This window comes from Rhizobium sp. AN68 (genome assembly GCF_030758035.1).
GTDB lineage: Bacteria > Pseudomonadota > Alphaproteobacteria > Rhizobiales > Rhizobiaceae > Agrobacterium > Agrobacterium tumefaciens.
In genome coordinates, this window is sequence record NZ_JARWMI010000003.1 from 2,666,927 (window position 1) to 2,689,205 (window position 22,279).

Here is a 22,279-nt window from a genome sequence, read left to right on the forward strand (position 1 = left end):
ACGAACGGCAGTATCACAGCGCCTCGCCGGCGAGCAGGCGCGGCGCGCCGGCATCTGTCGTGCCGGCAGCCTGACCGATGAAATAGGATTTCAGACCCGGCAAACGATCGACCACACCCAGACCGAAATCACGCATGACGCGAATGGGACCGACATCATTGGAGAAAAGCCGGTTCAGCACATCCGTCGTCACACCCATCCGCAACGTGTCGAAACGCCGCCAGGACTGGTAACGGTCGAGAACGTTGAGAGAGCCGATATCAAGGCCGAGACGGTCGGCCTCGACCACGGTTTCGGCCAGTGCCGCAACATCCTTGAAGCCGAGATTGAGGCCCTGACCGGAAATCGGGTGAATTCCATGCGCCGCATCGCCGGCAAGTGCAAAACGTGGCGCGACGAAGGAACGCGCCAGCGTCAAGCCCAGCGGAAAGGCGCGACGGGGACCGACGGGACGGACCGGACCGAGCTTGTGGCCGAACCGGCGTTCAAGTTCCTCCTCGAACACCAGATCGTCGGCAGCAACCAGCCTGTCGGCATCGGCCGTACGTTCGGTCCAGACAAGCGAGGAGCGGTTCCCTTTCAAGGGAAGCACGGCGAAAGGCCCCGACGGCAGAAAATGTTCCTCCGCGCAGCCCTCATGCGGCCGCTCGTGTTCAACGGTGGTGACGATCCCGGACTGATCGTAATTCCAGTGCACGGTTTTTATTCCTGCCATATCCCGCAAAGCCGAGCGGACCCCATCGCAGGCTATGAGCAGTCGCGCCTCAAGCGACGAGCCGTCGGAAAGTGAAATAGCCGTCGATTGCGGACCGGCGGAAAAGCCGGAAACACTGAGACCATGGCGGATTTCGACGCCGAGGCGCTCACACAGGCCTCGCAGCGCACCCACCATCGCGACATTCGGGACCATATGAGCGAAGGGCCTGCCCTCCTCCACCGCGCCGTCGAATGTCAAAAACACCGGGCGAACCGGATCGGCGGTCTTCGAATCGGTGACGATCATCTTGTGGATCGGCTGGGCCTCCGGCTCGATCTCGTTCCATATGCCGAAAACGTCGAGCATGCGCGTGGCCGCCGCGATAATGGCGGAGGCGCGGACGTCCTTCTTCCAGACATCCTCGGGAGCGGCTTCAACCACCTGCACATTAAGATGTCCGGCTGCCTGCTTAATTGCGACAGCAACGGAAAGGCCGACATAACCGCCGCCTGCCACCACCACGTCCAGCATCGCGCTTCTCCTCAAATCTTGTGCACGCATCATCGGCGCACTATAGACCATGTGACGTCTTCCTACAGCCGGAGCAGGCCGAAAAAATGTCGCATCCCTCGCAAACGTCAGATCCGATGGCCAATCTGATCTCCACACTCGATCTCGAGAAGCTGGAAGAAAACCTGTTTCGGGGTGAAAGCCCGCAAATCGGCTGGCAGCGCGTTTTCGGCGGCCAGGTCATCGCGCAGGCATTGATCGCAGCTCAACGAACCGTGGATGACGACCGTTTCGTTCATTCACTGCATTCCTATTTCATGCGCCCCGGCGACCCGCTGGTGCCCATCCTCTACCAGGTGGAACGCATTCGCGACGGTGCAAGCTTCTGCACCCGGCGCGTGGTCGCCATCCAGCATGGCAAGGCGATCTTTTCCATGTCGGCGTCATTCCAGATCGTCGAGGACGGCTTCGATCATCAGATAAGAATGCCGGATGTGACGCCGCCCGAAAGGCTGATGAGTGAAGATGAGATGCAGGCGGCCTTCCTCGCCAACGCACCCGCTTCGATCCGCAAATACTGGAGCAACAAGCGCCCGATAGAGATCCGGCCGGTTTCGCTGACCCACTATATTTCGAAGGAAAAGCTGGAACCGCAGCAGGATATCTGGGTTCGCGCTGTCGGCGATGTGCCGGACGATCCACGTTTCCAGTCAGCCATTCTCGCTTATCTCTCGGATATGACATTGCTCGACACGTCGCTCTATGCCCACGGAACGACGATCTTTGATCCGGCCATTCAGGTGGCGAGCCTCGATCACGCCATGTGGTTCCACCGTCCCTGCCGGCTGGACGACTGGCTGCTCTACACGCAGGACAGCCCCAGCGCCTCGGGAGCACGCGGTTTGACCCGTGGCAATATTTTCACCAGACAGGGTGAACTGATCGCCTCCGTCGCACAGGAAGGTTTGATCCGCAAAAGGGCAAATGCTTAAATAATGCGCTTTTTTAAAAAATCGCACATTTAATAGACGAAAATTGCGCCACCCAATGCCCGTTTTTCAGACGCCCGTCATATAATTTCTATATTTCAATAACTTAGAGGCCGCATCAAAACTGGCACGCCCCTTGAATGTATGTCCGTAGTCGCTGTTACTGATCTGCCAGCGCGAGGAGAGTCGGCTCCGTGCCGAGGACAAACAAAGGATGGGAAACCAGATGAAAATTGTGATGGCCATTATCAAGCCGTTCAAGCTGGATGAAGTGCGCGAAGCGCTCACCGGCGTCGGCATCCAAGGCCTGACCGTGACCGAGGTAAAGGGTTACGGACGCCAGAAGGGACATACCGAGATTTATCGCGGCACGGAATATGCGGTGAGCTTTCTTCCCAAACTGAAGATCGAGATCGCGGTTGCATCAGACGTCGTCGACAAGGCTGTCGAGGCAATCGCGTCGGCTGCAAAAACCGGGCAGATCGGTGACGGCAAGATCTTCGTCTACTCTATCGAACAGGCCGTGCGCATCCGTACCGGCGAAACCAACACAGAAGCGCTTTGAAGCACGGCTGACAGGGAGTTTTCTAGCTATGCAACTCAACAAGTTTTCAACGCTCGGCAAACTGGGTGCCGGTGTGGCAGCCCTGATGGCCCCGGCAATCGCCTTTGCGCAGGATGCCGCGCCGGCAGTAGCAGCGGCGGCCCCCGTTCCGGAAAAAGCCGATACCGCATTCATGTATGTCGCGACGATCCTCGTGCTTTTCATGATCATTCCGGGTCTGGCCCTGTTTTATGGCGGCCTCGTGCGCACCAAGAACATGCTCTCCGTTCTCATGCAGTGCACGGTCATCGGCGCGGTCATGATGCTCGTATGGGTAATCTACGGTTACTCATTCGCCTTCGGCGGCGGCACCGGCCCGTATTTCGGCGGTTTCGGCAAGCTGTTCCTGTCCGGCGTTTCGCTTGACAGCACCTCGGCAACCTTCTCCCAGGGCGTCGTGATCTACGAATACACCTTCATCGCCTTCCAGATGACCTTTGCGGCCATCACGCCCGCGCTGATCATCGGTGCATTCGCGGAACGCGTGAAGTTCTCGGCAGTCATCCTGTTCACCATCCTGTGGGCCACCTTCGTCTACTTCCCGATCGCTCACATGGTCTGGGACGCGAACGGCCTGATCTTCGGCATGGGCGCTCTCGACTTCGCCGGCGGCACCGTCGTCCACATCAATGCCGGTATCGCTGGCTTGATCGGCGCGATCATGGTTGGCAAGCGTACCGGCTTCGGCAAGGACATGATGGCCCCGCACTCCATGACGCTGACGCTGGTTGGCGCAGCCATGCTGTGGTTCGGCTGGTTCGGCTTCAACGCCGGCTCCAACCTCGAAGCATCTGGCGGTGCGGTTCTTGCAACCATGAACACCTTCCTCGCCACTGCAGCAGCCATCGTTTCCTGGTCGCTGGTTGAAAGCTTCACCCGCGGCAAGGCTTCCATGCTGGGCGCAGCTTCGGGCATGATCGCCGGCCTCGTCGCCGTAACGCCTGCGGCCGGTTCCGTCGGACCCATGGGCGCTATCGTTCTCGGCCTCATCGTCTCGCCGATCTGCTACTTCTTCGTCTCGGTTGTGAAGAACAAGTTCGGCTACGACGACACAGCTGATGTCTTCGGTGTCCACGGCATCGGCGGCATCATCGGCGCCCTCGGCACCGGCATCTTCACGTCTCCGCTGCTTGGCGGCACGGGTAAGGCGGACTTCTCTATCTCCTCGCAGCTCTGGACGCAGTTCGTTGCCGTCGCCATCACCATCGTATGGTGCGCAGTCGTCTCGGCAATCCTCTACAAGATCGTCGACGTGATCGTTGGTCTGCGGGTTCCGGTCGAAGCGGAACGCGAAGGTCTCGACCTTGCGACCCACGGCGAAGCCGCCTACCACTCCTGATATCCGGGAAAAGGGGTTCTCCATCCCCTCTCCCAAAAGAAGGCCCGCTTCGGCGGGCCTTTTCTTTGCCGCAAATCCGGAAGCGGCTTTTAAAAAACCGCATGGTTAACACGACATTAACCAGGAAGCTGTTAGTTTTCCCTGTCAATCCGGGATCTGGTCAACTGCCGGATCTTGCCGAAACCACAAAAACTACGGGTTCAGGGACATGGGCAGAATGAATTCTCCGACATTCGACGGTCGTCACACGCGTTTCGTGCTGACGGCGTTTTTCGTGCGGCAGGTCATGGCTCTTGCCGGTTTTGCCTTGCTTGCCACGATTGCGCTGGGGATTACCGCTCTTGCCACATGGAACGTGGCGGACCCGAGCCTGTCCTATGCAACAGGCAACCAACCCACCAATCTTCTCGGTTACGGCGGCGCAATCTTCGCCGATATCGTGATGCAGTTCCTCGGCCTTTCCGCAATCATCGCGCTTTTGCCGGTGATTGCCTGGGCGATCGCCCTGATCGCCGGTCGCAAGTTCAACCGGATACCCGCCCGCCTCGTCGCCTGGATCGCCGGCGCCATCGTCTGCGCCGCCTCGCTCGGCTGTTTTCCCGCGCCCGTGACATGGCCGCTGCCGAACGGCATCGGTGGCGTCATCGGCGATATGATCCTGCGCTTCCCAGCTCTCTTCATCGGCGCTTACCCCACCGGCACGATTGCGACGGTGCTGGGCGCTATATTCGCTGCTCCCGCCGCCTTGATGATGCTGTTTGCCGCCGGTCTCGTGGGACGCCCGGAAGATGACCTGGAACAGGAAGAACGCGCGCCGGTCGCAAACAAGGCCCGTGCCACCCGTCAGGTCGAGGAAGAAGACGATGACGAGGGCGAAGGCTTCTTCGCCAATATTCTCGCCTTCGGCGCAATCGCACATTACTGGTACATCTCGCAGGCCCGCCTTCGCCGCCTGTTCGGCCTGAAGTCGAAGTCCCTGCACGGTGAATTCGAACACCCTTACGATTTCAACGAATATGAATTCGGCACGCTGAACGAACCCTCCCGCCTCAAGACGGCGATCAACCGCCTCGACCAGCGCGCGGAACCGTCTTTCGAAGAACGCGCCGCATCCCGTCGCCAGATGTCGCCTCCCTCCATCGCGCCCGATCATGATGCGGACGGGGACGACGAACCGTCGTTGGACGCAGACGGTCGGCGATTGCCCAACGGCATTCTCTCGGACGACCACAGCCTGGACGAGAACGACCCGAAGTTCGTGGCAAGACAGGCACCTGGGCGCGGCCAACCCAGAATAACCGCCCCTTCCGCACGCCCGAAGCCCAGCGAGCGCGTGGCAAGGGAAGCGCAGGCCTCCTTTATTGCCGCAGACGGTTTCCAGCTGCCCACCGTGCATCTTCTGGCGGAACCCAAGAACGTCGTTCGCGACCATACGCTGAACGAGGAAGTGCTGGAGCAGAATGCCCGCCTTCTGGAAGGGGTTCTCGAGGATTTCGGCGTCAAGGGTGAAATCATTCACGTCCGCCCCGGCCCGGTCGTCACGCTCTACGAACTGGAACCAGCACCCGGCATCAAATCCTCACGCGTCATCGGCCTTGCCGATGACATCGCCCGCTCCATGAGCGCGATCGCCGCGCGCGTTGCCGTCGTGTCTGGCCGCAACGCCATTGGCATCGAGCTTCCGAACCAGACGCGTGAAACCGTGTTCCTGCGTGAACTGGTCGGCAGCCGCGACTTTGAAAACAGCAAGGCCAAGCTCGCCATGGCGCTCGGCAAGACCATCGGCGGCGAACCCGTCATCGCCGATCTTGCCAAGATGCCGCATCTTCTCGTTGCCGGTACCACGGGTTCGGGCAAGTCGGTCGCCATCAACACCATGATCCTGTCGCTGCTTTACCGCATGTCGCCGGAGCAATGCCGCCTGATCATGATCGACCCGAAAATGCTCGAACTATCGATCTATGACGGTATTCCGCATCTGCTCTCCCCCGTCGTTACCGATCCGAAAAAAGCCGTCGTGGCGCTGAAGTGGACGGTGCGCGAGATGGAGGAGCGCTACAAGAAGATGTCGAAGATCGGTGTGCGCAACATCGATGGCTTCAACAGCCGTGTGCAGCAGGCCATCGACAAGGGCGAAATCCTCACCCGCACGGTGCAGACCGGCTTCGACCGCCAGACCGGCGAGGCAATGTACGAGACGGAAGAATTCGACCTGAAGCCCCTGCCCTATATCGTCGTCATTATCGACGAAATGGCGGATCTTATGATGGTGGCAGGCAAGGATATCGAAGGTGCCGTACAGCGCCTCGCTCAGATGGCGCGTGCCGCCGGCATCCATGTCATCATGGCAACCCAGCGTCCGTCCGTCGACGTCATCACCGGCACCATCAAGGCGAACTTCCCGACCCGCATCTCCTTCCAGGTAACGTCGAAGATCGACAGCCGCACCATTCTGGGCGAACAGGGCGCAGAACAGCTGCTCGGCATGGGTGACATGCTCTATATGGCCGGTGGCGGCCGCATCCAGCGCGTGCACGGTCCCTTCGTCTCCGACAATGAAGTGGAAGAGATCGTCGCCTATCTCAAGACGCAAGGCACGCCGGAATATCTGGAAGCGATCACCGAGGAAGACGATGAGGAAGGCAATGGCGGCGGCCCGGCCGGCGCCGGCAATTTCTCCGATTCGGAAGACCCCTATGATCAGGCCGTGGCTGTCGTGCTGAGGGACGGCAAGGCCTCCACTTCCTACGTCCAGCGGCGTCTCGGCATCGGCTACAACCGCGCCGCCTCGCTGATCGAACGCATGGAGCAGGAAGGCATCATCGGCCCCGCCAATCATGCCGGAAAACGCGAAATACTCGTACCAACGGAAGCAGACATCATCGAGCGGTAATGCCCGTCGCCCAAAAGGCTGTCGTGGTTTCGGGATAACGACATGCGTGAGGCGAAGACGGCAACCAAGCGGGGCGAAGAAGCGTTAATACACGCTTTCAACGTCATGAAGCCGCCGCCTTTATGCGGAAAATCGCTGCGATGAAGGAGAACAGAATGAACGACCTCACCACCGGCGAGATTGCCACCGCAAACACACCAGAGAACGGCGTGACGCGACGTGGCGTGCTGACGGCGTTTTCCATGGCTGCGGTCATGGCCGGCCTGTCGCCGCTCAACGCATTTGCTCAGGCTGCCGGTAACAGCGCGACCGCGCAGAAAATTGCCAATCACTTCTCGTCGGTCAAAACCATGATGGGAGAGTTTGTCCAGTTTGGCCCGCGCGGTGAACAGACCGGCGGCAAATTTTACATCGAACGGCCCGGCAAGCTTCGATTCAATTATGAAGACCCCTCGCCCATGCGGGTCATCTCCGACGGCAAGAATGTCGTCATCGGCAACATGAAACTGAAGACATGGGATTTGTATCCACTGTCAAAGACCCCGCTCAGCCTGCTTTTGTCCGACAAGATCGATCTGAGTAACCAGAAGGTCCGGAACGTGAAGGAAGAGTCGGACCTGACCACCATCGTACTGGGTGACAAGAGCGTGTTCGGCGATTCCACCATTACCCTGATGTTTGACCCGAAAACCTTCGATCTGAGGCAATGGACAACGACCGATGCCCAGAACAAGGACACGACTGTCATGATCTTCAACGTGCAGACGGGCGTTAACCTCGACGAACGCGTTTTCAACATCAACTACGAAGAAGTCCGCAAACGCGGCTAAAGGCCGGGCGGTCCACGGCGACAGTTCAAAAGGCGGCCCTGCGGTCGCCTTTTTTATTTTGCCGCTAAAATGCATTCCCGTTTTCATCGCGATGTTATAAGCCTGCGCCCCGGAAACATGTCTCGGAACAATTGGCTTCGAGGCTATAGAAGCGGAGCACATGCATGTCGTTTTCGATAACCACGTGGAACATCAACTCGGTCAGGCTCAGAATGCCGATCGTGGAGCAGTTTCTGGTGCGTTACAAACCCGACATTCTCTGCCTGCAGGAAACGAAATGCCCCAATGGTGAGTTTCCGATGAAGCCGCTGAAGGCGCTCGGTTACGAGCACGTCATCATCCATGGCCAGAAGGGCTATCACGGTGTGGCAATCGCTTCGAAAATTCCGCTGACAGAAGATCACCGTCAGGACTATTGCGGTATAGGCGATGCACGACACATTTCCGCGATTTTTCAGGTTGGATCGCGCCGCATACGGCTGCATAATTTCTATGTTCCGGCTGGCGGTGACGAACCCGACCGGTCGATAAACCCGAAATTCGGCCACAAGCTGGATTTTATCGAAGAAATGAAGGCGCTTCGCGCCGACGGCGTGCCCGGCACCTCGTCCATTCTCGTGGGCGATCTCAACATCGCACCGCTTGAAAATGACGTCTGGTCGCACAAGCAACTGCTGAAGATCGTTAGCCATACACCGGTGGAAACCGACGGCATGATCGATATCATGAAGAAGGGCAACTGGCTCGACCTGATGCGGTTGAACGTGCCTGATAGTGAAAAGATTTATACCTGGTGGAGCTACCGCGCCAAGGATTGGGAAGCCGCAGACCGTGGCCGCCGTCTCGACCATATCTGGTCGTCGCAGGATCTCGGCCCTTCGCTTGAAAAGATCGATATCTTGCGCGAAGCACGCGGCTGGAACCGGCCATCCGACCACGTTCCGGTTACGGCCCATTTCCGTTTCTGAAGCGCTGGCTCTTTAAATCAGGAGAAGCGGTTCTGCAAACGGGCCGCGCCCGCCGCGAGTGCGGCGATATTATCGCGAATGCGTGCCGACACGATATCGGCAACCTCGGGAAACTCCTCCACCAGCCGGTGAAAGAGAATGCGCGTTATCCGGATGACCTCGGAATCCTCCGCGGCAATGGCGGTAAATTTTCTCTCACAGAGCGTGAAAAGCGCCAGCTCCGAAAGCAGCGCCCCCTTGCCCGGTGTCGCCTGCAACGCGGGTTTTCCATCCCGCCCGGCCGTAAATAGCTCGAAATGGCCTGACGTCACCGCAAAGGCGCACTCGGCCGGGGAATGTTCCCGGAACAAAGTCTGACCCGCCGCCACGCGGCGGCGTTCCGCGCCGAAGGCGATCAGCCGCAACTGATCGTCGCTGAAGCCCGCAAACAACGGCACTTGCCCCAGAAGCATGATGTCATCCGTCAAGGCCATGTCGATTGCTACTCCAGAAAACCGCCTGCACCACTATAGCGGTTTTCGGATATCGGCCTTCAAAATACAAGATGTTAGAATATTCTGCGTCCTCTCGGACGCAGAAAGGGCGTTCGTTCAGGGAACGATCTTGTATCCACCGTTCTCGGTCACCAGAATTTCGGCATTGGAGGGATCTCGCTCGATCTTCTGGCGCAGACGATACACATGCGTTTCGAGCGTATGCGTCGTCACTCCGGAATTATAACCCCAGACCTCTTCCAGCAAGACATCGCGGGTAACGACGGCGCTCCCGGCGCGGTACAGATAACGGATGATCGCCGCTTCCTTTTCCGTCAGCCGGATTTTTTTGCCGTCTTCAGTCGTCAGCAGCTTCTGGCTGGGTTTGAACTGATAGGGGCCAACGGTGAAAACCGCGTCCTCGCTCTGCTCGTATTGACGCAGCTGCGCCCGGATGCGGGCCAGAAGGACGGCGAAGCGGAATGGCTTCGTCACATAATCATTGGCGCCCGCTTCGAGACCGAGAATAGTGTCGGAATCGGTATCGTGCCCGGTCAGCATGATGATCGGTGCCTTGAAGCCACCCTTGCGCAGCAGCTTCACCGCCTCGCGGCCATCCATGTCAGGGAGGCCGACATCCATGATCAGAAGATCGACCTGGGCAGTCTTTGCGGTCTGCATCGCCTGCGCAGCGTTTGCGCCGCTCAGAAGCGAGAATTCCTCATAGGGAGATAGTTGCTCAGTCAGCGTCTCCCGAAGATCGTCGTCGTCGTCCACCAAAAGGATAGTGCGAGCCGTCATTCGGATTCTCAGCCTTTCTTACTTTAGCGCATCGGCCCAAAAATCGCCGTTGATTTTCGGAAGGCGCAATGCGTAGTTTAAAAGAGTTAGAGCATCCATTGTGCCTCCGAAATAAGGCACGGCGCTCTAATTGTCAGCCAATTCAGCGGTTTGCCGACAAAAGGTCAACCCATTGCCATGATATTACGAAGTGCTATGACTTCACGTTAGATAACCTGCAAAGCAAAATCTCGTGAAAAACATGAGCAGACATCCCGTAAAGCAACATAAACGCGCATCAACGCTCATGGTTCGGCCGGCGCCTTTGAAAATAAGCCGGGCCATCGTTCAGCTCGGGCATCTCACCTTTCCCGCAGCGATCGGGCGCAACGGCCGTACCGTGCTCAAACGCGAGGGAGATGGAAAGTCACCGATTTCCGTCACGCGCCTGCTGCACGGATTTTATCGCGGCGACCGTAACCACGCCATCGCCACGACATTGCCGATGCAACGGACGCAGCAATCCATGCTTTGGTGCGACGAGCCACGCAGCGCCAGTTACAACAGGTTGGTCAAGTCCCCTTTCGCACTGAGCCACGAGGAGATGATGCGAAAGGACGGCCTTTATGACGTTTGCCTCGTGCTCGATTGGAACATCACGTCGAGAAGTCGGAACCGCGGTTCGGCAATCTTCATGCATATGATCCGCCCGGGATATGAGCCGACCGCCGGCTGCGTCGCTCTCCATCCCCGCGACATGAGGCGCATTCTGCCTCATATGCGCAAGGGTACGAAAATTCGCATCCTGTAGATCAGGCACAAAAAAACCCGCCATTCTTGGCGGGTTTTTTTAAAAAGGAGAAAGCCGGTGATTACGCGGCTTCTTCCTGAGAATCGTCCTCTTCGACGGCCTTGCCGCGCTTCGGACCCTTGGCAAGGTTGACTTCCACCAGGCGAACAGCCTCGGTTTCAGACATCTTGTTGACAGCAGCAATTTCGCGCGCCATGCGATCAAGAGCAGCTTCGTAAAGCTGACGCTCGGAATAGGACTGCTCCGGCTGGTTTTCCGCACGGTAAAGATCGCGCACAACTTCAGCAATCGCGATAAGATCGCCGGAATTGATTTTCGCATCATATTCCTGGGCGCGGCGCGACCACATTGTACGCTTCACACGCGCCTTGCCCTGCACCACTTTCAGCGCCCGCTCGACAAAATCGCCTTCGGAAAGCTTGCGCATGCCGATGCTCACGGCTTTAGCGACGGGAACTTTAAGACGCATCTTGTCTTTTTCGAAATCGATGACAAAAAGCTCAAGCTTCATGCCGGCAACTTCTTGTTCCTCGATGGCAGAAATGGTACCGACACCATGAGCGGGATACACAATCGCTTCACCGGTTTTGAAACCGTGATGTGCTGGAGATTTCTTCTGCTGGGTCGTCATTCGTTCTAAAAACTCCCTGTTACATACCCGGCAACGCCGGGGTTGGGTCGGTCAGGCCCTGATGAGACGGGGGAACCGTCAGGTGACTCCGCACTGGTCCAGCCGTGCACGCAAAAACACACCTTCCCGCATTGCGGGCTTCGATAACGTAAACGCTCGATATGTCACGGAAACCGCGTGCAAAAGAGGTGTTGCTTTCGTGGTGTTTTTGGGCACACAAATGCCACGCTGTGGATCAGTATCGTTGGTGTACCACAAAAATAGGCACAAATCAATAATTTGCTTCGACCGTGGCCGCAACATCACATGGCGGCCAAAGAACCACCTATAAATGGGCTACCGGAATACTGTCAAATGCTTCGTAACCGGTCCCTACCGTATAAGAAGCAAAAAAATTTCACTTCCCAACTGAAGAAACACGAAAGCCTCTTAAACTCTTCGTAATTACACGCCAATATCCGATTCGAATGAAAAGGCAAAATCCGCAAATTGACGGTGCTTTTTTACGTTAAAGTGTGATTTTTGGAGGAATCCACATCAAATGGGCTACAGAAATAATCCAAAACGCGAAAAACAGATCGAAAAAGCACGACAGCAGGCAATTGCCGAAAACGCGCCATTTCTTGATCCGGGTATACTCTATGGAAGAGCAAGCGCCGACGACATAGAATATTATTCCGCCGAAATGCTGGCCGCAAGCGCGGCGCACAGTTTCGAGGCTCTTTCGCGCTGGACTGGAGACGCGCCCCATATCAGCATCGCCCAGGTGGAGGGCGTCACCCCGCGAGATATTCCGGTAACGGTTCTGACGATTATCGGCCGCAATATGCCCTTCCTCTACGATTCCGTCATGGGTGAGGTCACAAGCAGCTATCGCGGCCTCTATCTCGCGGTCCACCCCATTCTGGTGCCGGATGCAACGGCGCAGGCGGGTTATCGCCTTGCGGAGCCTGATGACGATCCCGCCGGGAATATCAGCCTCATCCAGCTGCACATCGCCCCACTGACCCAGCAGGCCGCAACGGCGCTGGAAGAAAGATTGCGTTTCGTGCTGGCGCAGGTTCAGTCCGCCTACAGAGACTGGCGGCCCATGCTGTCGAAACTCGACGAAGCCCTAGACGAATTGTCAAAACGCGGCTCCTCGCGGCGCAAGACCGAGCGCGCGGAAGCCGTCGAGTTTCTCAACTGGCTTCGCAACGACAATTTCACCTTCCTCGGCATGCGCGATTACACCTATTCCGGAACGGGAAAGAACGCGAAAATCGAACGCGGTGACGGCGTCGGCCTCGGCAGTTTGAGCGATCCGGATGTGCGCGTGCTGCGCCTTGGCAAGGACGCCGTGACGACGACGCCTGAAATCCTCGCCTTCCTCGACGGTCCGGATTTCCTCATCGTCACCAAGGCAAATGTGAAGTCCATCGTGCATCGCCGCGCTTATATGGATTATATCGGCATCAAGCGCTTCGACGAGGACGGCAATGTCATCGGTGAATTGCGCATCGTCGGCCTTTTCACCGCCACCGCCTATACGCGTTCGGTAAAGCACATCCCGCTGCTACGTGCCAAAATTGCGGATGTCGAGCGGCATTTCGGTTTTGATCCGAACAGCCACTCCGGCCGCATTCTGCAGAACACCCTGGAAGCATATCCGCGCGACGATCTCTTCCAGATCGAAACGGATCTTCTGATCCGCTTCATCGAGCAAATCATGGAACTGAGCGACCGCCCACGCGTGCGCGTCCTCGCACGTATCGACCGTTTCGACCGCTTCGTCTCGGCCATCATCTTCGTGCCGCGCGAGGAATACAATTCCTATGTGCGCGAGAAGATCGGCGACTATCTGAGCAAGGTCTATGACGGGCATATTTCCGCCTATTACCCGGCCTTCCCCGAAGGCGCTGTCGCCCGCGTCCATTTCATCGTCGGCCGCACGGAGGGCAAGACGCCGCGTATCGCGCAGGACAAGCTGGAGGAAGCCGTCAGCGATATCGCAGCACGTTGGATAGACCATTTCGTTGCCCTTTCCGAACCGGGTGCACCGGTGCTGGAGGTGGATCAGGCCTACCAGGAAGCCTTCACGCCGGAAGAGGCGATTGGCGACATGGCGGATATTCTGGCCACCGTGAAGGGTGAGCCGGTCCGCATCGAATTTTACCAGCAGGAAGGCCAGTCAGCTGAGACGCTGTCGCTGAAGATCTTCCATCGGGATGGCCATCTGCCACTGTCGCGCCGTGTGCCGCTGCTGGAAAACCTCGGTTTCAACGTCATCAGTGAGCGCACCTTCGACATCGGTGTCATCTCGGATGGCGAAAAGCGCGACATCGTGCTGCATGATATGGAACTCGCCGTCGCCAAGGGCGTGACGCTCGATCTGCCGCAATACGGACAGAAACTCGAAGAAGCATTCCTTGCTGCCTTCTCGGGCAAGGTCGATAATGACAACTTCAACCGGCTGATCCTTGCCTGCGGCCTTACCGTGCGCGAAGTGTCCGTCCTGCGCGCCTATGCCCGTTATCTGCGCCAGACCGGAATCGTTTATTCCCAGGAGCATATTTCCGAAACGCTCTTTAAATATCCCGCCATTTCACGGAATATTTTCGCGCTGTTCAAGGCTGGCTTTGATCCGTCCATCGACGAGAAGAAGCGGCTGAAGAAACTGGCAGAGATGCACAAGACGATCGAAGCGGCATTGAGCGGTGTTCCCAATCTCGATGAAGACCGCACCTTGCGGCGTTATGTCAACGCCATCGACGCCACGCTTCGTACCAACTACTTCCAGAAAAACACCGATGGCACGCCGCGCGACCTGTTGGCGTTCAAGTTCGATCCCAAACATCTGGACGGCCTGCCCGATCCGCGTCCCTTCCGCGAAATCTTCGTCTACGGAACCGAAGTAGAAGGCGTGCATCTGCGCTTTGGCAAAGTGGCGCGCGGCGGTCTGCGCTGGTCGGATCGCGGCCAGGATTACCGCACGGAAGTGCTCGGTCTCGTCAAGGCGCAGCAGGTCAAGAATGCGGTGATCGTTCCCGTTGGCGCCAAGGGCGGCTTTTTCCCGAAGAACCTGCCTGTTGGCGGCTCCCGCGACGAGGTCTTCAATGCAGGCCGTGAAGCCTACAAGACCTATATCCGCACTCTTCTGTCCATCACCGACAATATCGTCGACGACGCCGTCGTACCGCCGGCCGATACGTTGCGGCTTGATGGTGACGATCCCTATTTCGTCGTCGCCGCCGATAAGGGGACAGCGACATTCTCCGATACGGCAAACGGCCTCGCCCACGACGCCGGCTTCTGGCTGGACGATGCCTTCGCATCGGGTGGTTCCGCCGGTTACGACCACAAGAAGATGGGAATCACCGCACGCGGTGCCTGGGAAACGGTAAAGCGTCATTTCCGCGAAATGGACACCGACATCCAGACCACGCCCTTCACAGTGGCAGGTGTCGGCGACATGTCCGGCGACGTTTTCGGCAACGGCATGTTGCTGTCGGAAAAGATCAGGCTGATCGCAGCCTTCGATCACCGCGATATCTTCATCGATCCGGACCCCGATACCGACAAATCCTTCGCTGAGCGCAAGCGGCTTTTCGAATTGCCACGCTCAAGCTGGCAGGATTACGACCGTTCAACGCTCTCAAAAGGCGCAATGATCATCTCGCGTTCCGAAAAATCGGTGACGCTGACACCGGAAGCCGTCGCTGCCATCGGCATCGACAAATCCGTTGCCACACCCTTCGAGATCATGACTGCCATTCTGAAGGCGCCAACCGATCTTCTGTGGTTCGGCGGCATCGGCACCTATATCAAAGCGGCGGTGGAAACCAACGCCGAGGTGGGTGACAGGGCGAACGACCCCATCCGCGTCAACGCCACCGAGCTGCGCGCCAAGGTCATCGGCGAAGGCGCCAATCTCGGCATTACCCAGAAGGGCCGTATCGCCTATGCGCTGGCGGGTGGGCGTTGCAATTCCGACGCCATCGACAACTCGGCCGGCGTGAATTCCTCCGACGTCGAGGTCAATATCAAGATCGCCCTCGCCTCCGCGGTCAATAGCGGTCGCCTGACGATGCCGAAGCGCAACCAGCTTCTTGCCTCCATGACGCCGGAAGTGGCGCAGCTGGTGCTGCGCAACAACTACCTGCAATCGCTGGCAATCTCGCTGACGGAGCGGCTTGGGCTTGCAAACCGGGAAGAACTCGGTCGCCTGATGAGCGCGCTGGAGGCAACCGGCCAACTGAACCGCAAGGTCGAAACCTTGCCGAGCAATGCCGAGCTCAGCGAAAGATATGCCACCGGCAAGCCGCTGACCCGGCCGGAAATCGGCGTGCTGCTGTCCTATGCCAAGCTGACACTGTTCGACGCTCTGGTGGCAAGCCCGCTGCCCGACGAGCCCTATCTCCAGCATCTGCTCGCAGACTATTTCCCGGCCAAGATGCAGAAGAACTATGCAGACGATATCAAGGCGCATCGCCTGCACCGCGAAATCGTTGCGACAGCGCTCGCCAATGCCGTGGTAAACCGCGGCGGCCCTGGCTTCGTGCAGAAACTCGCCGATGCGAGCGGCCTCCTGTCGGCGGATGTCGTCAAGGCAGCGGTGATCGTGGAGGACGGTTTCGGCCTCAAACGTCTTTGGAGCGAGGTCGACGCGCTTGACGGAAAGATCGGCGGAGAAGTCCAGAACGGACTTTATGCCACGATCACCCGCATCTACTCCGATGCGAGCAGGCTCTATTTGCAAACCGGGAGCGTGGGCGCTGGAACGAGCGACATGGCAACCGAAATCGAGCGCCTGAAAACTGCCATCAAGACGCTATCGCCGGCAGCGGCGAAATATCGCCGCGAGCTTGGCGTCACAGAAATCGACGGTGTTCCCTCTGGCCTTCTGGAAGAGCTGGATACGCTTTCCCTGCTGGTCTATGTGCCTGAAATCATGCGTATCGCCGAAAATGCGGGCACGACGCTTGCCCGCGCCGCCGAAAGCTACGCCACGGTCTCCTCGACCTTCCGTGTCGCGCGGCTGCTGGATGCCAGCCAGCGCATCACGCCGGCCGATCACTACGAGAGCCTGGCTCTTCTGCGCAGCCAGGACCAGATCGCCTTGTCGAGACGCCGGATCGTCATCTCGGCCCTCACCGAGTATGCGAAGGAAAAGGACCCGGTTCAGGCCTGGTATGCGGCCGACCGCGTGCGCGTCAATCGCATCGTCTCGGAACTCGGTGCACTGAGCGAAAGCGGCGATACCAACCTCGCCCGCCTGACAGTGGCGGCGGGGCTGCTTGGTGATATCGTTCAGACGCGCTGATCGACCATTCGACAAACGCCATCCGGGTGACTGGCCCGGATGGCCATAAATGAAGCGGTTGCGCCGGCATCACGCATTTTGTCCCCCCCCATATCCGATAGGACGATGAATGACTGTCCCCTCCCCAAATGCGGAAACAGTGGTTGCCAAACGCGGCATCTGGGGCTGGGTCATGTTCGATTGGGCGGCACAGCCCTTTTTCACGGTCGTTACGACCTTCGTTTTCGGACCCTACTTTGTCGCCCGCCTCACCGATGATCCTATTTCGGCGCAGGCGACATGGAGCAACATGGCGACGGTCTCCTCGATCATCATCGCCCTCTTCTCCCCCATTCTCGGCTCCATCGCTGACCAATCCGGCGCAAGAAAGCCGTGGATCGCCTTTTTTGCCGCCATCAAGATCGTCAGTCTTTTATTCCTCTGGTTTGCAGCACCGGGTTCGCCGATCATTCTGCCTATCATCTGCATGATATTCGCATCCATCGCGGCGGAGTTTTCTATCGTCTTCAACGATTCCATGATGCCGCGACTGACCAATCCGCAGAATGTCGGACGCATTTCCAATCTCGCCTGGGGGCTCGGTTATCTCGGCGGCATGGTTGTGCTGATTGCCGTGGTGACGCTTCTGGCCGCAAATCCACAGACAGGACTGACTATCGCCGGTATCAAGCCGCTTTTCGGTCTCGATCCCGCAACCGGCGAGGACGCCAGAATAACCGGCCCGATAGCCGCAATCTGGTATTTGCTCTTCATTCTGCCGATGTTTCTGCTGACCCCGGATGCGGACAGGGGCCTACCCTTCGGAGCGGCGATCCGCTCTGGCCTTGCGGAGCTCAAGACAACCCTGCGCGAACTTCGAGACAGACCCGTCCTGTTGCGGTTCCTGATTGCACGTATGCTTTATCAGGACGGCGTCAACGGCGTGCTCATTCTGGGTGGGGTATTTGCGGCGGGAATGTTCGGCTGGGCGACGATGGAAATCGGCCTCTTCGGCATCCTGCTCAACGTCGTCGCCATCGTGGGTTGCTTTGCGGCCGGGCGCGTCGATCAGAAACTTGGCTCGCGGATCACCATCCTCATCAGCCTGGTTCTTCTGCTCATCGCGACGGTCGGCATCGTCTCGACAGAAAAGGCCTCGACACTGTTTGGCTGGATCCAATTGCCGACAGCGGATAATGGCGGCATCTTCGCAACCGGCGCGGAAAAGGCCTATCTGCTCTATGGCATATTGATTGGCCTCGCCTTCGGTCCCGTTCAGGCCTCGTCGCGTTCCTATCTGGCGCGCAACATCACCATTGCCGAGGCGGGACGCTATTTCGGCATCTATGCGCTATCGGGCCGCGCCACCAGCTTCATGGCGACGCTGTCCTTTTCAATAGCAACCTACCTCAGTGGCTCCGCACATATTGGCATGGCCACCCTCATCGTGTTTCTGGGGTTGGGGTTTGTTCTGTTGCTGCGCGTCCCGGAACGGGCGGCAAGCTAAAGAACCGGAGAGAGCATTTGAGGGGTCTAACCCGAAATGCTCCAGCCTCCGTCAGAGCTGATCGAGTTTTTGCTGCAATGCGCGCAGCTGCGACTTCAGCTCATCGATTTCGGATGCATTCGGCTTGCGCGTTTCCTTGGGCGCCTGCGGCATTGCAAAAGGCGTGAACCCCTGCATTGCCTGCCGGAACAGTTCCGTATTGCGGCGGATCTGCTCTTCCATCATTTGCAATGGAGCCTGGAAATTCCGGGCAAGCGACCCGTCACCGAACGCCTTGGCCATATGCTCCTGCATCTGGCTCTGCTGATCGGAGAAGGTTTTCATCGAATGTTCGAGAAATGTCGGAACGACCATCTGCATCTGGTCACCGTAATAGGAGATCAACTGCCGCAGAAACGCCGTTGGCAAAAGCGTATTGCCGGTTTTGGCTTCCTGTTCAACAATGATCTGCGTTAGAACCGCATGAGTGATGTCTTCGGATGATTTGGCGTCCTGAACCTTGAAGTCCTCGCCGCGTTTAACCATCTGCGCCAGATCATCCAGCGTCACATAGGTGCTGGTTCCGGTGTTGTAGAGCCGCCGGTTGGCATATTTTTTAATGATTGTTTCGCCGTCGTGTTTTGCCATGCCCGCCTCCTCGCGATGATGGTATTTTCTTGTTTTTTGGTGTTATTGCTCTTCCCGCGCGAAGTGTATGCGCAAAACAAGCCCCGTGACAAATGTTTTGTGCATCGCAACAGTTTGTTTTTTGCGCAGCAATTTTCCGCAAGATTCCGGCTTGATTTAGCAACATCTTTTAAAGCAACTTTCGGCATTTGACTTGTATTCAAAGCTTTGCCAGTCTCCGCCCGCAAGTGAGGAGAAACAGATGACGCCTTCAATCGTGATTGCCAGCGCTGCGCGCACTGCCGTCGGTTCTTTCAATGGTGGCTTTGCCAATACGCCCGCCCACGAGCTTGGGGCAACCGTCATCAACGCCGTCCTGGAGCGCGCCGGTGTCGCAGCCCATGAGATCGATGAGGTCATCCTCGGTCAGGTGTTGACGGCAGGCGAAGGGCAGAACCCGGCGCGGCAGGCGGCAATGAAAGCCGGCATTCCGCAGGAGGCAACCGCCTTCGGCATCAATCAGCTATGCGGTTCCGGCCTGCGCGCCGTCGCACTCGGCATGCAGCAGATCGTTACCGGCGACGCGGCCATCATCATTGCCGGCGGGCAGGAATCCATGTCCATGGCGCCCCATTGCGCCCATTTGCGCGGTGGCGTGAAGATGGGCGATTTCAAGATGATCGACACCATGCTGAAAGACGGCCTGACGGATGCCTTCTACGGCTACCACATGGGCATAACCGCCGAGAACATCGCCCGGCAATGGCAGCTTTCCCGTGATGAACAGGACCAGTTCGCTGTCGCATCGCAAAACAAGGCCGAAGCTGCGCAGAGCGCCGGCCGTTTTGCGGATGAGATCGTGGCTTTCACGGTCAAGGGCCGCAAGGCAGATATTATCATCGATACTGACGAACATATCCGTACCGGTGTTTCGCTGGAAACCATGGCAAAGCTGCGCCCCGCCTTCGACAAGGAGGGCACGGTAACGGCCGGCAACGCCTCCGGCCTCAATGATGGCGCGGCTGCCACACTTCTGATGTCGGAGCAGGAAGCGGCAAAGCGCGGTATCAAACCGCTGGCGCGCATCGCCTCCTGGGCGACGGCGGGTGTCGATCCGCAGATCATGGGAACCGGCCCCATCCCCGCCTCACGCAAGGCGCTGGCCAAGGCAGGCTGGTCGATCGGCGATATCGGCCTCGTTGAGGCCAACGAAGCCTTTGCCGCCCAGTCCTGCGCTGTCGTGCGTGAGCTTGGTCTTGATCCTGATATCGTCAACGTCAATGGCGGTGCGATTGCCATCGGCCATCCGATTGGCGCATCCGGCGCCCGTGTGCTGAACACGCTGATTTTCGAGATGCGCCGCCGCAACGTATCGAAGGGGCTCGCAACGCTCTGCATCGGCGGCGGCATGGGTGTTGCCATGTGCATCGAGGCGCTCTGAAAACCGCCGTGCGGCCTTCCAAAAAGCAATTCCGGTTCAGCGGCCAATAGGGTAGAAGCGGTCTCCCATTGGCCGCATTTCTGTGGCCGTTGAGCACGGCTAAAACAGTTCAGGAAATGGAGGCCATATGAGCCGGGTTGCGTTGATTTCGGGCGGGACAAGCGGCATAGGCGCAGCAATAGCCCGTGCCTTGCAGGCAGCCGGCTACCAGGTGGCCGTCAATTACGCCTTCACGACCGATAGGGCAGAGGCCTTCCAGAAAGAAACCGGCATCCCCGCGTTTCAATGGGACGTGCGAGACTATGATGCCTGCGTAAAAGGCATAGCCCAGGTTGAAGAGGCCTTCGGCCCCGTCGAGGTTCTCGTCAACAATGCCGGCATCACCCGCGATGCGATGTTTCACAAGATGACACCGCAGCAATGGCGCGAGGTGATCGACACCAACCTCACCGGCGTCTTCAACATGACGCATCCCGTCTGGTCGGGTATGCGCGACCGCGGCTTCGGTCGCATCGTCAATATTTCCTCCATCAATGGCCAGAAGGGCCAGGCAGGCCAGGTCAACTATTCCGCCTCAAAGGCTGGCGATATCGGCTTCACCAAGGCGCTCGCCCAGGAAGGCGCAAGCCGCAACATTACCGTCAACGCCATCTGCCCCGGTTACATCGGCACGGAGATGGTGAGGGCTATACCGGAGAAAGTGCTGGCCGAGCGGATCGTGCCGCAAATCCCGGTCGGGCGCCTGGGCGAACCGGAAGAGATCGCGCGCTGCGTCCTGTTTCTCGTGTCGGACGAGGCTGGTTTCATAACCGGCTCCACGATGACCGCAAATGGCGGGCAATATTTCGCCTGAGATCGGCACCCCTTCTAACGGGAAGGAAGCAGGTAAACTTTTCGTGATATCTGCCGTGATAATATCGCCACGCACAAAAACTTGATCGAAAAATACCGCAATATAGGAACTGCTAAACTAATGAAAATACGACAGTTTTCGTATAGTTTAGAATGAATCCAGAGTTCGCTTTCGGATATCCTCGGAGGTTTTTCTTGACAGTGGGTGTCCTGTTTTGGTTTAAGAACGAAAACAACGTGTTGCGTCATACAGGCAGTCGATCATGCTGGTTTGCAGCTGCAATTACATCACCGACCACGATATCCGGGACGTCATTAACGAGCTCCTCGATGAGGACTGTTGGCAGCTTATCGTTCCGGCAAAAGTGTATCATGCCATGGAAAAACGTGGCCGCTGCTGCGGCTGTTTTCCGACTGTCGTCGACCTGATCATACAGACAACCGAAGAATATCACGCCCGTCGCCACTCGACGGAAGCAGATGTTTTTGATTTTATGTCCCGCTTGAAGCGATTCCATGAAGAGAACAGGAGAGCGGACATTGAAAGGCGACACAAGAGTCATCGAGCGGCTTAACGAAGCCCTTTTTCTAGAACTCGGTGCGGTAAACCAGTATTGGCTTCACTACCGACTTCTGAATGACTGGGGCTACACCAAGCTTGCAAAGAAGGAGCGTGCGGAATCCATCGAAGAGATGCAGCACGCCGACAAGATCATCGATCGTATCATTTTCCTGGAAGGTCATCCCAACCTCCAGACCCTGGCTCCCCTGCGCATCGGTCAGAACGTCAAGGAAGTGCTCGAAGCCGATCTGGCGGGCGAATATGACGCACGGACGTCCTACAAGAAATCGCGCGACATCTGTTCCGAGGCCGGAGACTATGTCTCGATGAAGCTGTTCGAAGCACTGCTGATCGACGAGGAAGGTCACATCGACTTCCTTGAGACCCAGCTCGAACTGCTCGGCAAGATCGGTGCGGAAAAATACGGCCAACTCAACGCCGATTCCGCCAACGAAGCAGAATAAGCTCTCGCAATCGACCAAAGAAAAGGCGGCCAGTGGCCGCC

General features: G+C 57.8%; 18 protein-coding genes. 13 read left to right on the forward strand and 5 right to left on the reverse strand.

Annotated elements, in window-relative coordinates:
- Positions 1-13 precede the first annotated feature (13 nt).
- A complete protein-coding gene (locus RBH71_RS25900; protein WP_371179238.1) occupies positions 14-1,366 on the reverse strand; it encodes a ubiquinone biosynthesis hydroxylase in 1,353 nt (450 codons plus the stop codon).
- Between RBH71_RS25900 and tesB the strand changes: the two genes are divergently transcribed.
- The 6 genes from tesB to RBH71_RS25930 all read left to right on the forward strand — a co-directional run bounded on the left by tesB (position 1,315) and on the right by RBH71_RS25930 (position 8,830).
- Positions 1,315-2,199 carry an acyl-CoA thioesterase II gene (gene tesB / locus RBH71_RS25905; protein WP_003516499.1) on the forward strand — a complete coding sequence of 295 codons (885 nt, stop codon included), beginning with the start codon at positions 1,315-1,317 and terminating at the stop codon, positions 2,197-2,199. The two genes, RBH71_RS25900 and tesB, sit on opposite strands and share 52 nt — an antisense overlap.
- A gap of 211 nt (positions 2,200-2,410) precedes the next feature.
- Positions 2,411-2,761 (forward strand): P-II family nitrogen regulator, encoded by a 351-nt coding sequence (locus RBH71_RS25910; RefSeq protein WP_019565993.1) that lies wholly within the window; start codon positions 2,411-2,413, stop codon positions 2,759-2,761.
- A gap of 28 nt (positions 2,762-2,789) precedes the next feature.
- Positions 2,790-4,139: an ammonium transporter gene (locus tag RBH71_RS25915; protein WP_003516494.1), complete on the forward strand. Its 1,350-nt coding sequence runs from the start codon at positions 2,790-2,792 to the stop codon at positions 4,137-4,139.
- 217 nt (positions 4,140-4,356) lie between these two features.
- Positions 4,357-7,032 carry a DNA translocase FtsK gene (locus RBH71_RS25920; protein WP_003516492.1) on the forward strand — a complete coding sequence of 892 codons (2,676 nt, stop codon included), beginning with the start codon at positions 4,357-4,359 and terminating at the stop codon, positions 7,030-7,032.
- A 155-nt stretch (positions 7,033-7,187) separates the two neighbouring features.
- Entirely contained in the window at positions 7,188-7,862 is a 675-nt protein-coding gene (locus RBH71_RS25925; protein ID WP_013636963.1) for an outer membrane lipoprotein carrier protein LolA, read from the forward strand.
- Between the two features lie 164 nt (positions 7,863-8,026).
- Positions 8,027-8,830, forward strand: coding sequence for an exodeoxyribonuclease III (locus RBH71_RS25930; RefSeq protein ID WP_003516488.1), 804 nt, complete (start codon positions 8,027-8,029; stop codon positions 8,828-8,830).
- Between the two features lie 17 nt (positions 8,831-8,847).
- On the opposite strand, the gene RBH71_RS25935 is transcribed toward RBH71_RS25930, so the two are convergent.
- A complete protein-coding gene (locus RBH71_RS25935) occupies positions 8,848-9,303 on the reverse strand; it encodes a cyclic nucleotide-binding domain-containing protein (protein ID WP_003516486.1) in 456 nt (151 codons plus the stop codon).
- A gap of 117 nt (positions 9,304-9,420) precedes the next feature.
- On the reverse strand, positions 9,421-10,104 hold the full coding sequence (locus RBH71_RS25940) for a response regulator transcription factor (RefSeq protein ID WP_003492637.1): 684 nt from the start codon (positions 10,102-10,104) through the stop codon (positions 9,421-9,423).
- A 286-nt stretch (positions 10,105-10,390) separates the two neighbouring features.
- On the opposite strand from RBH71_RS25940, the gene RBH71_RS25945 reads away from it, so the two are divergent.
- Positions 10,391-10,894, forward strand: coding sequence for a L,D-transpeptidase family protein (locus RBH71_RS25945; RefSeq protein ID WP_003516484.1), 504 nt, complete (start codon positions 10,391-10,393; stop codon positions 10,892-10,894).
- 61 nt (positions 10,895-10,955) lie between these two features.
- On the opposite strand, the gene RBH71_RS25950 is transcribed toward RBH71_RS25945, so the two are convergent.
- Positions 10,956-11,525: a CarD family transcriptional regulator gene (locus tag RBH71_RS25950; RefSeq protein ID WP_003492641.1), complete on the reverse strand. Its 570-nt coding sequence runs from the start codon at positions 11,523-11,525 to the stop codon at positions 10,956-10,958.
- Positions 11,526-12,066: 541 nt separating this feature from the next.
- Here RBH71_RS25950 and RBH71_RS25955 point away from each other — a divergent pair.
- Both RBH71_RS25955 and RBH71_RS25960 read left to right on the forward strand, forming a co-directional pair.
- A complete protein-coding gene (locus RBH71_RS25955; protein ID WP_111800713.1) occupies positions 12,067-16,827 on the forward strand; it encodes an NAD-glutamate dehydrogenase in 4,761 nt (1,586 codons plus the stop codon).
- A gap of 109 nt (positions 16,828-16,936) precedes the next feature.
- Positions 16,937-18,313: an MFS transporter gene (locus RBH71_RS25960; RefSeq protein ID WP_035252374.1), complete on the forward strand. Its 1,377-nt coding sequence runs from the start codon at positions 16,937-16,939 to the stop codon at positions 18,311-18,313.
- 51 nt (positions 18,314-18,364) lie between these two features.
- Here RBH71_RS25960 and phaR read toward each other — a convergent pair whose 3' ends face one another.
- A complete protein-coding gene (phaR, locus tag RBH71_RS25965) occupies positions 18,365-18,940 on the reverse strand; it encodes a polyhydroxyalkanoate synthesis repressor PhaR (RefSeq protein WP_003516476.1) in 576 nt (191 codons plus the stop codon).
- 241 nt (positions 18,941-19,181) lie between these two features.
- On the opposite strand from phaR, the gene RBH71_RS25970 reads away from it, so the two are divergent.
- The 4 genes from RBH71_RS25970 to bfr all read left to right on the forward strand — a co-directional run bounded on the left by RBH71_RS25970 (position 19,182) and on the right by bfr (position 22,238).
- Positions 19,182-20,360, forward strand: coding sequence for an acetyl-CoA C-acetyltransferase (locus tag RBH71_RS25970; RefSeq protein ID WP_003516475.1), 1,179 nt, complete (start codon positions 19,182-19,184; stop codon positions 20,358-20,360).
- Between the two features lie 127 nt (positions 20,361-20,487).
- Positions 20,488-21,213 carry an acetoacetyl-CoA reductase gene (phbB, locus tag RBH71_RS25975; protein ID WP_003516474.1) on the forward strand — a complete coding sequence of 242 codons (726 nt, stop codon included), beginning with the start codon at positions 20,488-20,490 and terminating at the stop codon, positions 21,211-21,213.
- Positions 21,214-21,475: 262 nt separating this feature from the next.
- Positions 21,476-21,787 carry a (2Fe-2S)-binding protein gene (locus RBH71_RS25980; RefSeq protein WP_013636971.1) on the forward strand — a complete coding sequence of 104 codons (312 nt, stop codon included), beginning with the start codon at positions 21,476-21,478 and terminating at the stop codon, positions 21,785-21,787.
- On the forward strand, positions 21,753-22,238 hold the full coding sequence (gene bfr, locus RBH71_RS25985) for a bacterioferritin (protein ID WP_003516472.1): 486 nt from the start codon (positions 21,753-21,755) through the stop codon (positions 22,236-22,238). The genes RBH71_RS25980 and bfr overlap by 35 nt, the downstream gene beginning before the upstream one ends.
- Positions 22,239-22,279 lie beyond the last annotated feature (41 nt).

Excerpts from the sequence above, each read along its gene's own strand:
- tesB (WP_003516499.1), top strand. The coding sequence starts at position 1,315 with ATGTCGCATCCCTCGCAAACGTCAGATCCGATGGCCAATCTGATCTCC.
- RBH71_RS25910 (WP_019565993.1), top strand. The coding sequence starts at position 2,411 with ATGGGAAACCAGATGAAAATTGTGATGGCCATTATCAAGCCGTTCAAG.
- RBH71_RS25915 (WP_003516494.1), top strand. The coding sequence starts at position 2,790 with ATGCAACTCAACAAGTTTTCAACGCTCGGCAAACTGGGTGCCGGTGTG.
- RBH71_RS25920 (WP_003516492.1), top strand. The coding sequence starts at position 4,357 with ATGAATTCTCCGACATTCGACGGTCGTCACACGCGTTTCGTGCTGACG.
- RBH71_RS25925 (WP_013636963.1), top strand. The coding sequence starts at position 7,188 with ATGAACGACCTCACCACCGGCGAGATTGCCACCGCAAACACACCAGAG.
- RBH71_RS25930 (WP_003516488.1), top strand. The coding sequence starts at position 8,027 with ATGTCGTTTTCGATAACCACGTGGAACATCAACTCGGTCAGGCTCAGA.
- RBH71_RS25935 (WP_003516486.1), bottom strand. The coding sequence starts at position 9,303 with ATGGCCTTGACGGATGACATCATGCTTCTGGGGCAAGTGCCGTTGTTT.
- RBH71_RS25940 (WP_003492637.1), bottom strand. The coding sequence starts at position 10,104 with ATGACGGCTCGCACTATCCTTTTGGTGGACGACGACGACGATCTTCGG.
- RBH71_RS25945 (WP_003516484.1), top strand. The coding sequence starts at position 10,391 with ATGGTTCGGCCGGCGCCTTTGAAAATAAGCCGGGCCATCGTTCAGCTC.
- RBH71_RS25950 (WP_003492641.1), bottom strand. The coding sequence starts at position 11,525 with ATGACGACCCAGCAGAAGAAATCTCCAGCACATCACGGTTTCAAAACC.
- RBH71_RS25955 (WP_111800713.1), top strand. The coding sequence starts at position 12,067 with ATGGGCTACAGAAATAATCCAAAACGCGAAAAACAGATCGAAAAAGCA.
- RBH71_RS25960 (WP_035252374.1), top strand. The coding sequence starts at position 16,937 with ATGACTGTCCCCTCCCCAAATGCGGAAACAGTGGTTGCCAAACGCGGC.
- phaR (WP_003516476.1), bottom strand. The coding sequence starts at position 18,940 with ATGGCAAAACACGACGGCGAAACAATCATTAAAAAATATGCCAACCGG.
- RBH71_RS25970 (WP_003516475.1), top strand. The coding sequence starts at position 19,182 with ATGACGCCTTCAATCGTGATTGCCAGCGCTGCGCGCACTGCCGTCGGT.
- phbB (WP_003516474.1), top strand. The coding sequence starts at position 20,488 with ATGAGCCGGGTTGCGTTGATTTCGGGCGGGACAAGCGGCATAGGCGCA.
- RBH71_RS25980 (WP_013636971.1), top strand. The coding sequence starts at position 21,476 with ATGCTGGTTTGCAGCTGCAATTACATCACCGACCACGATATCCGGGAC.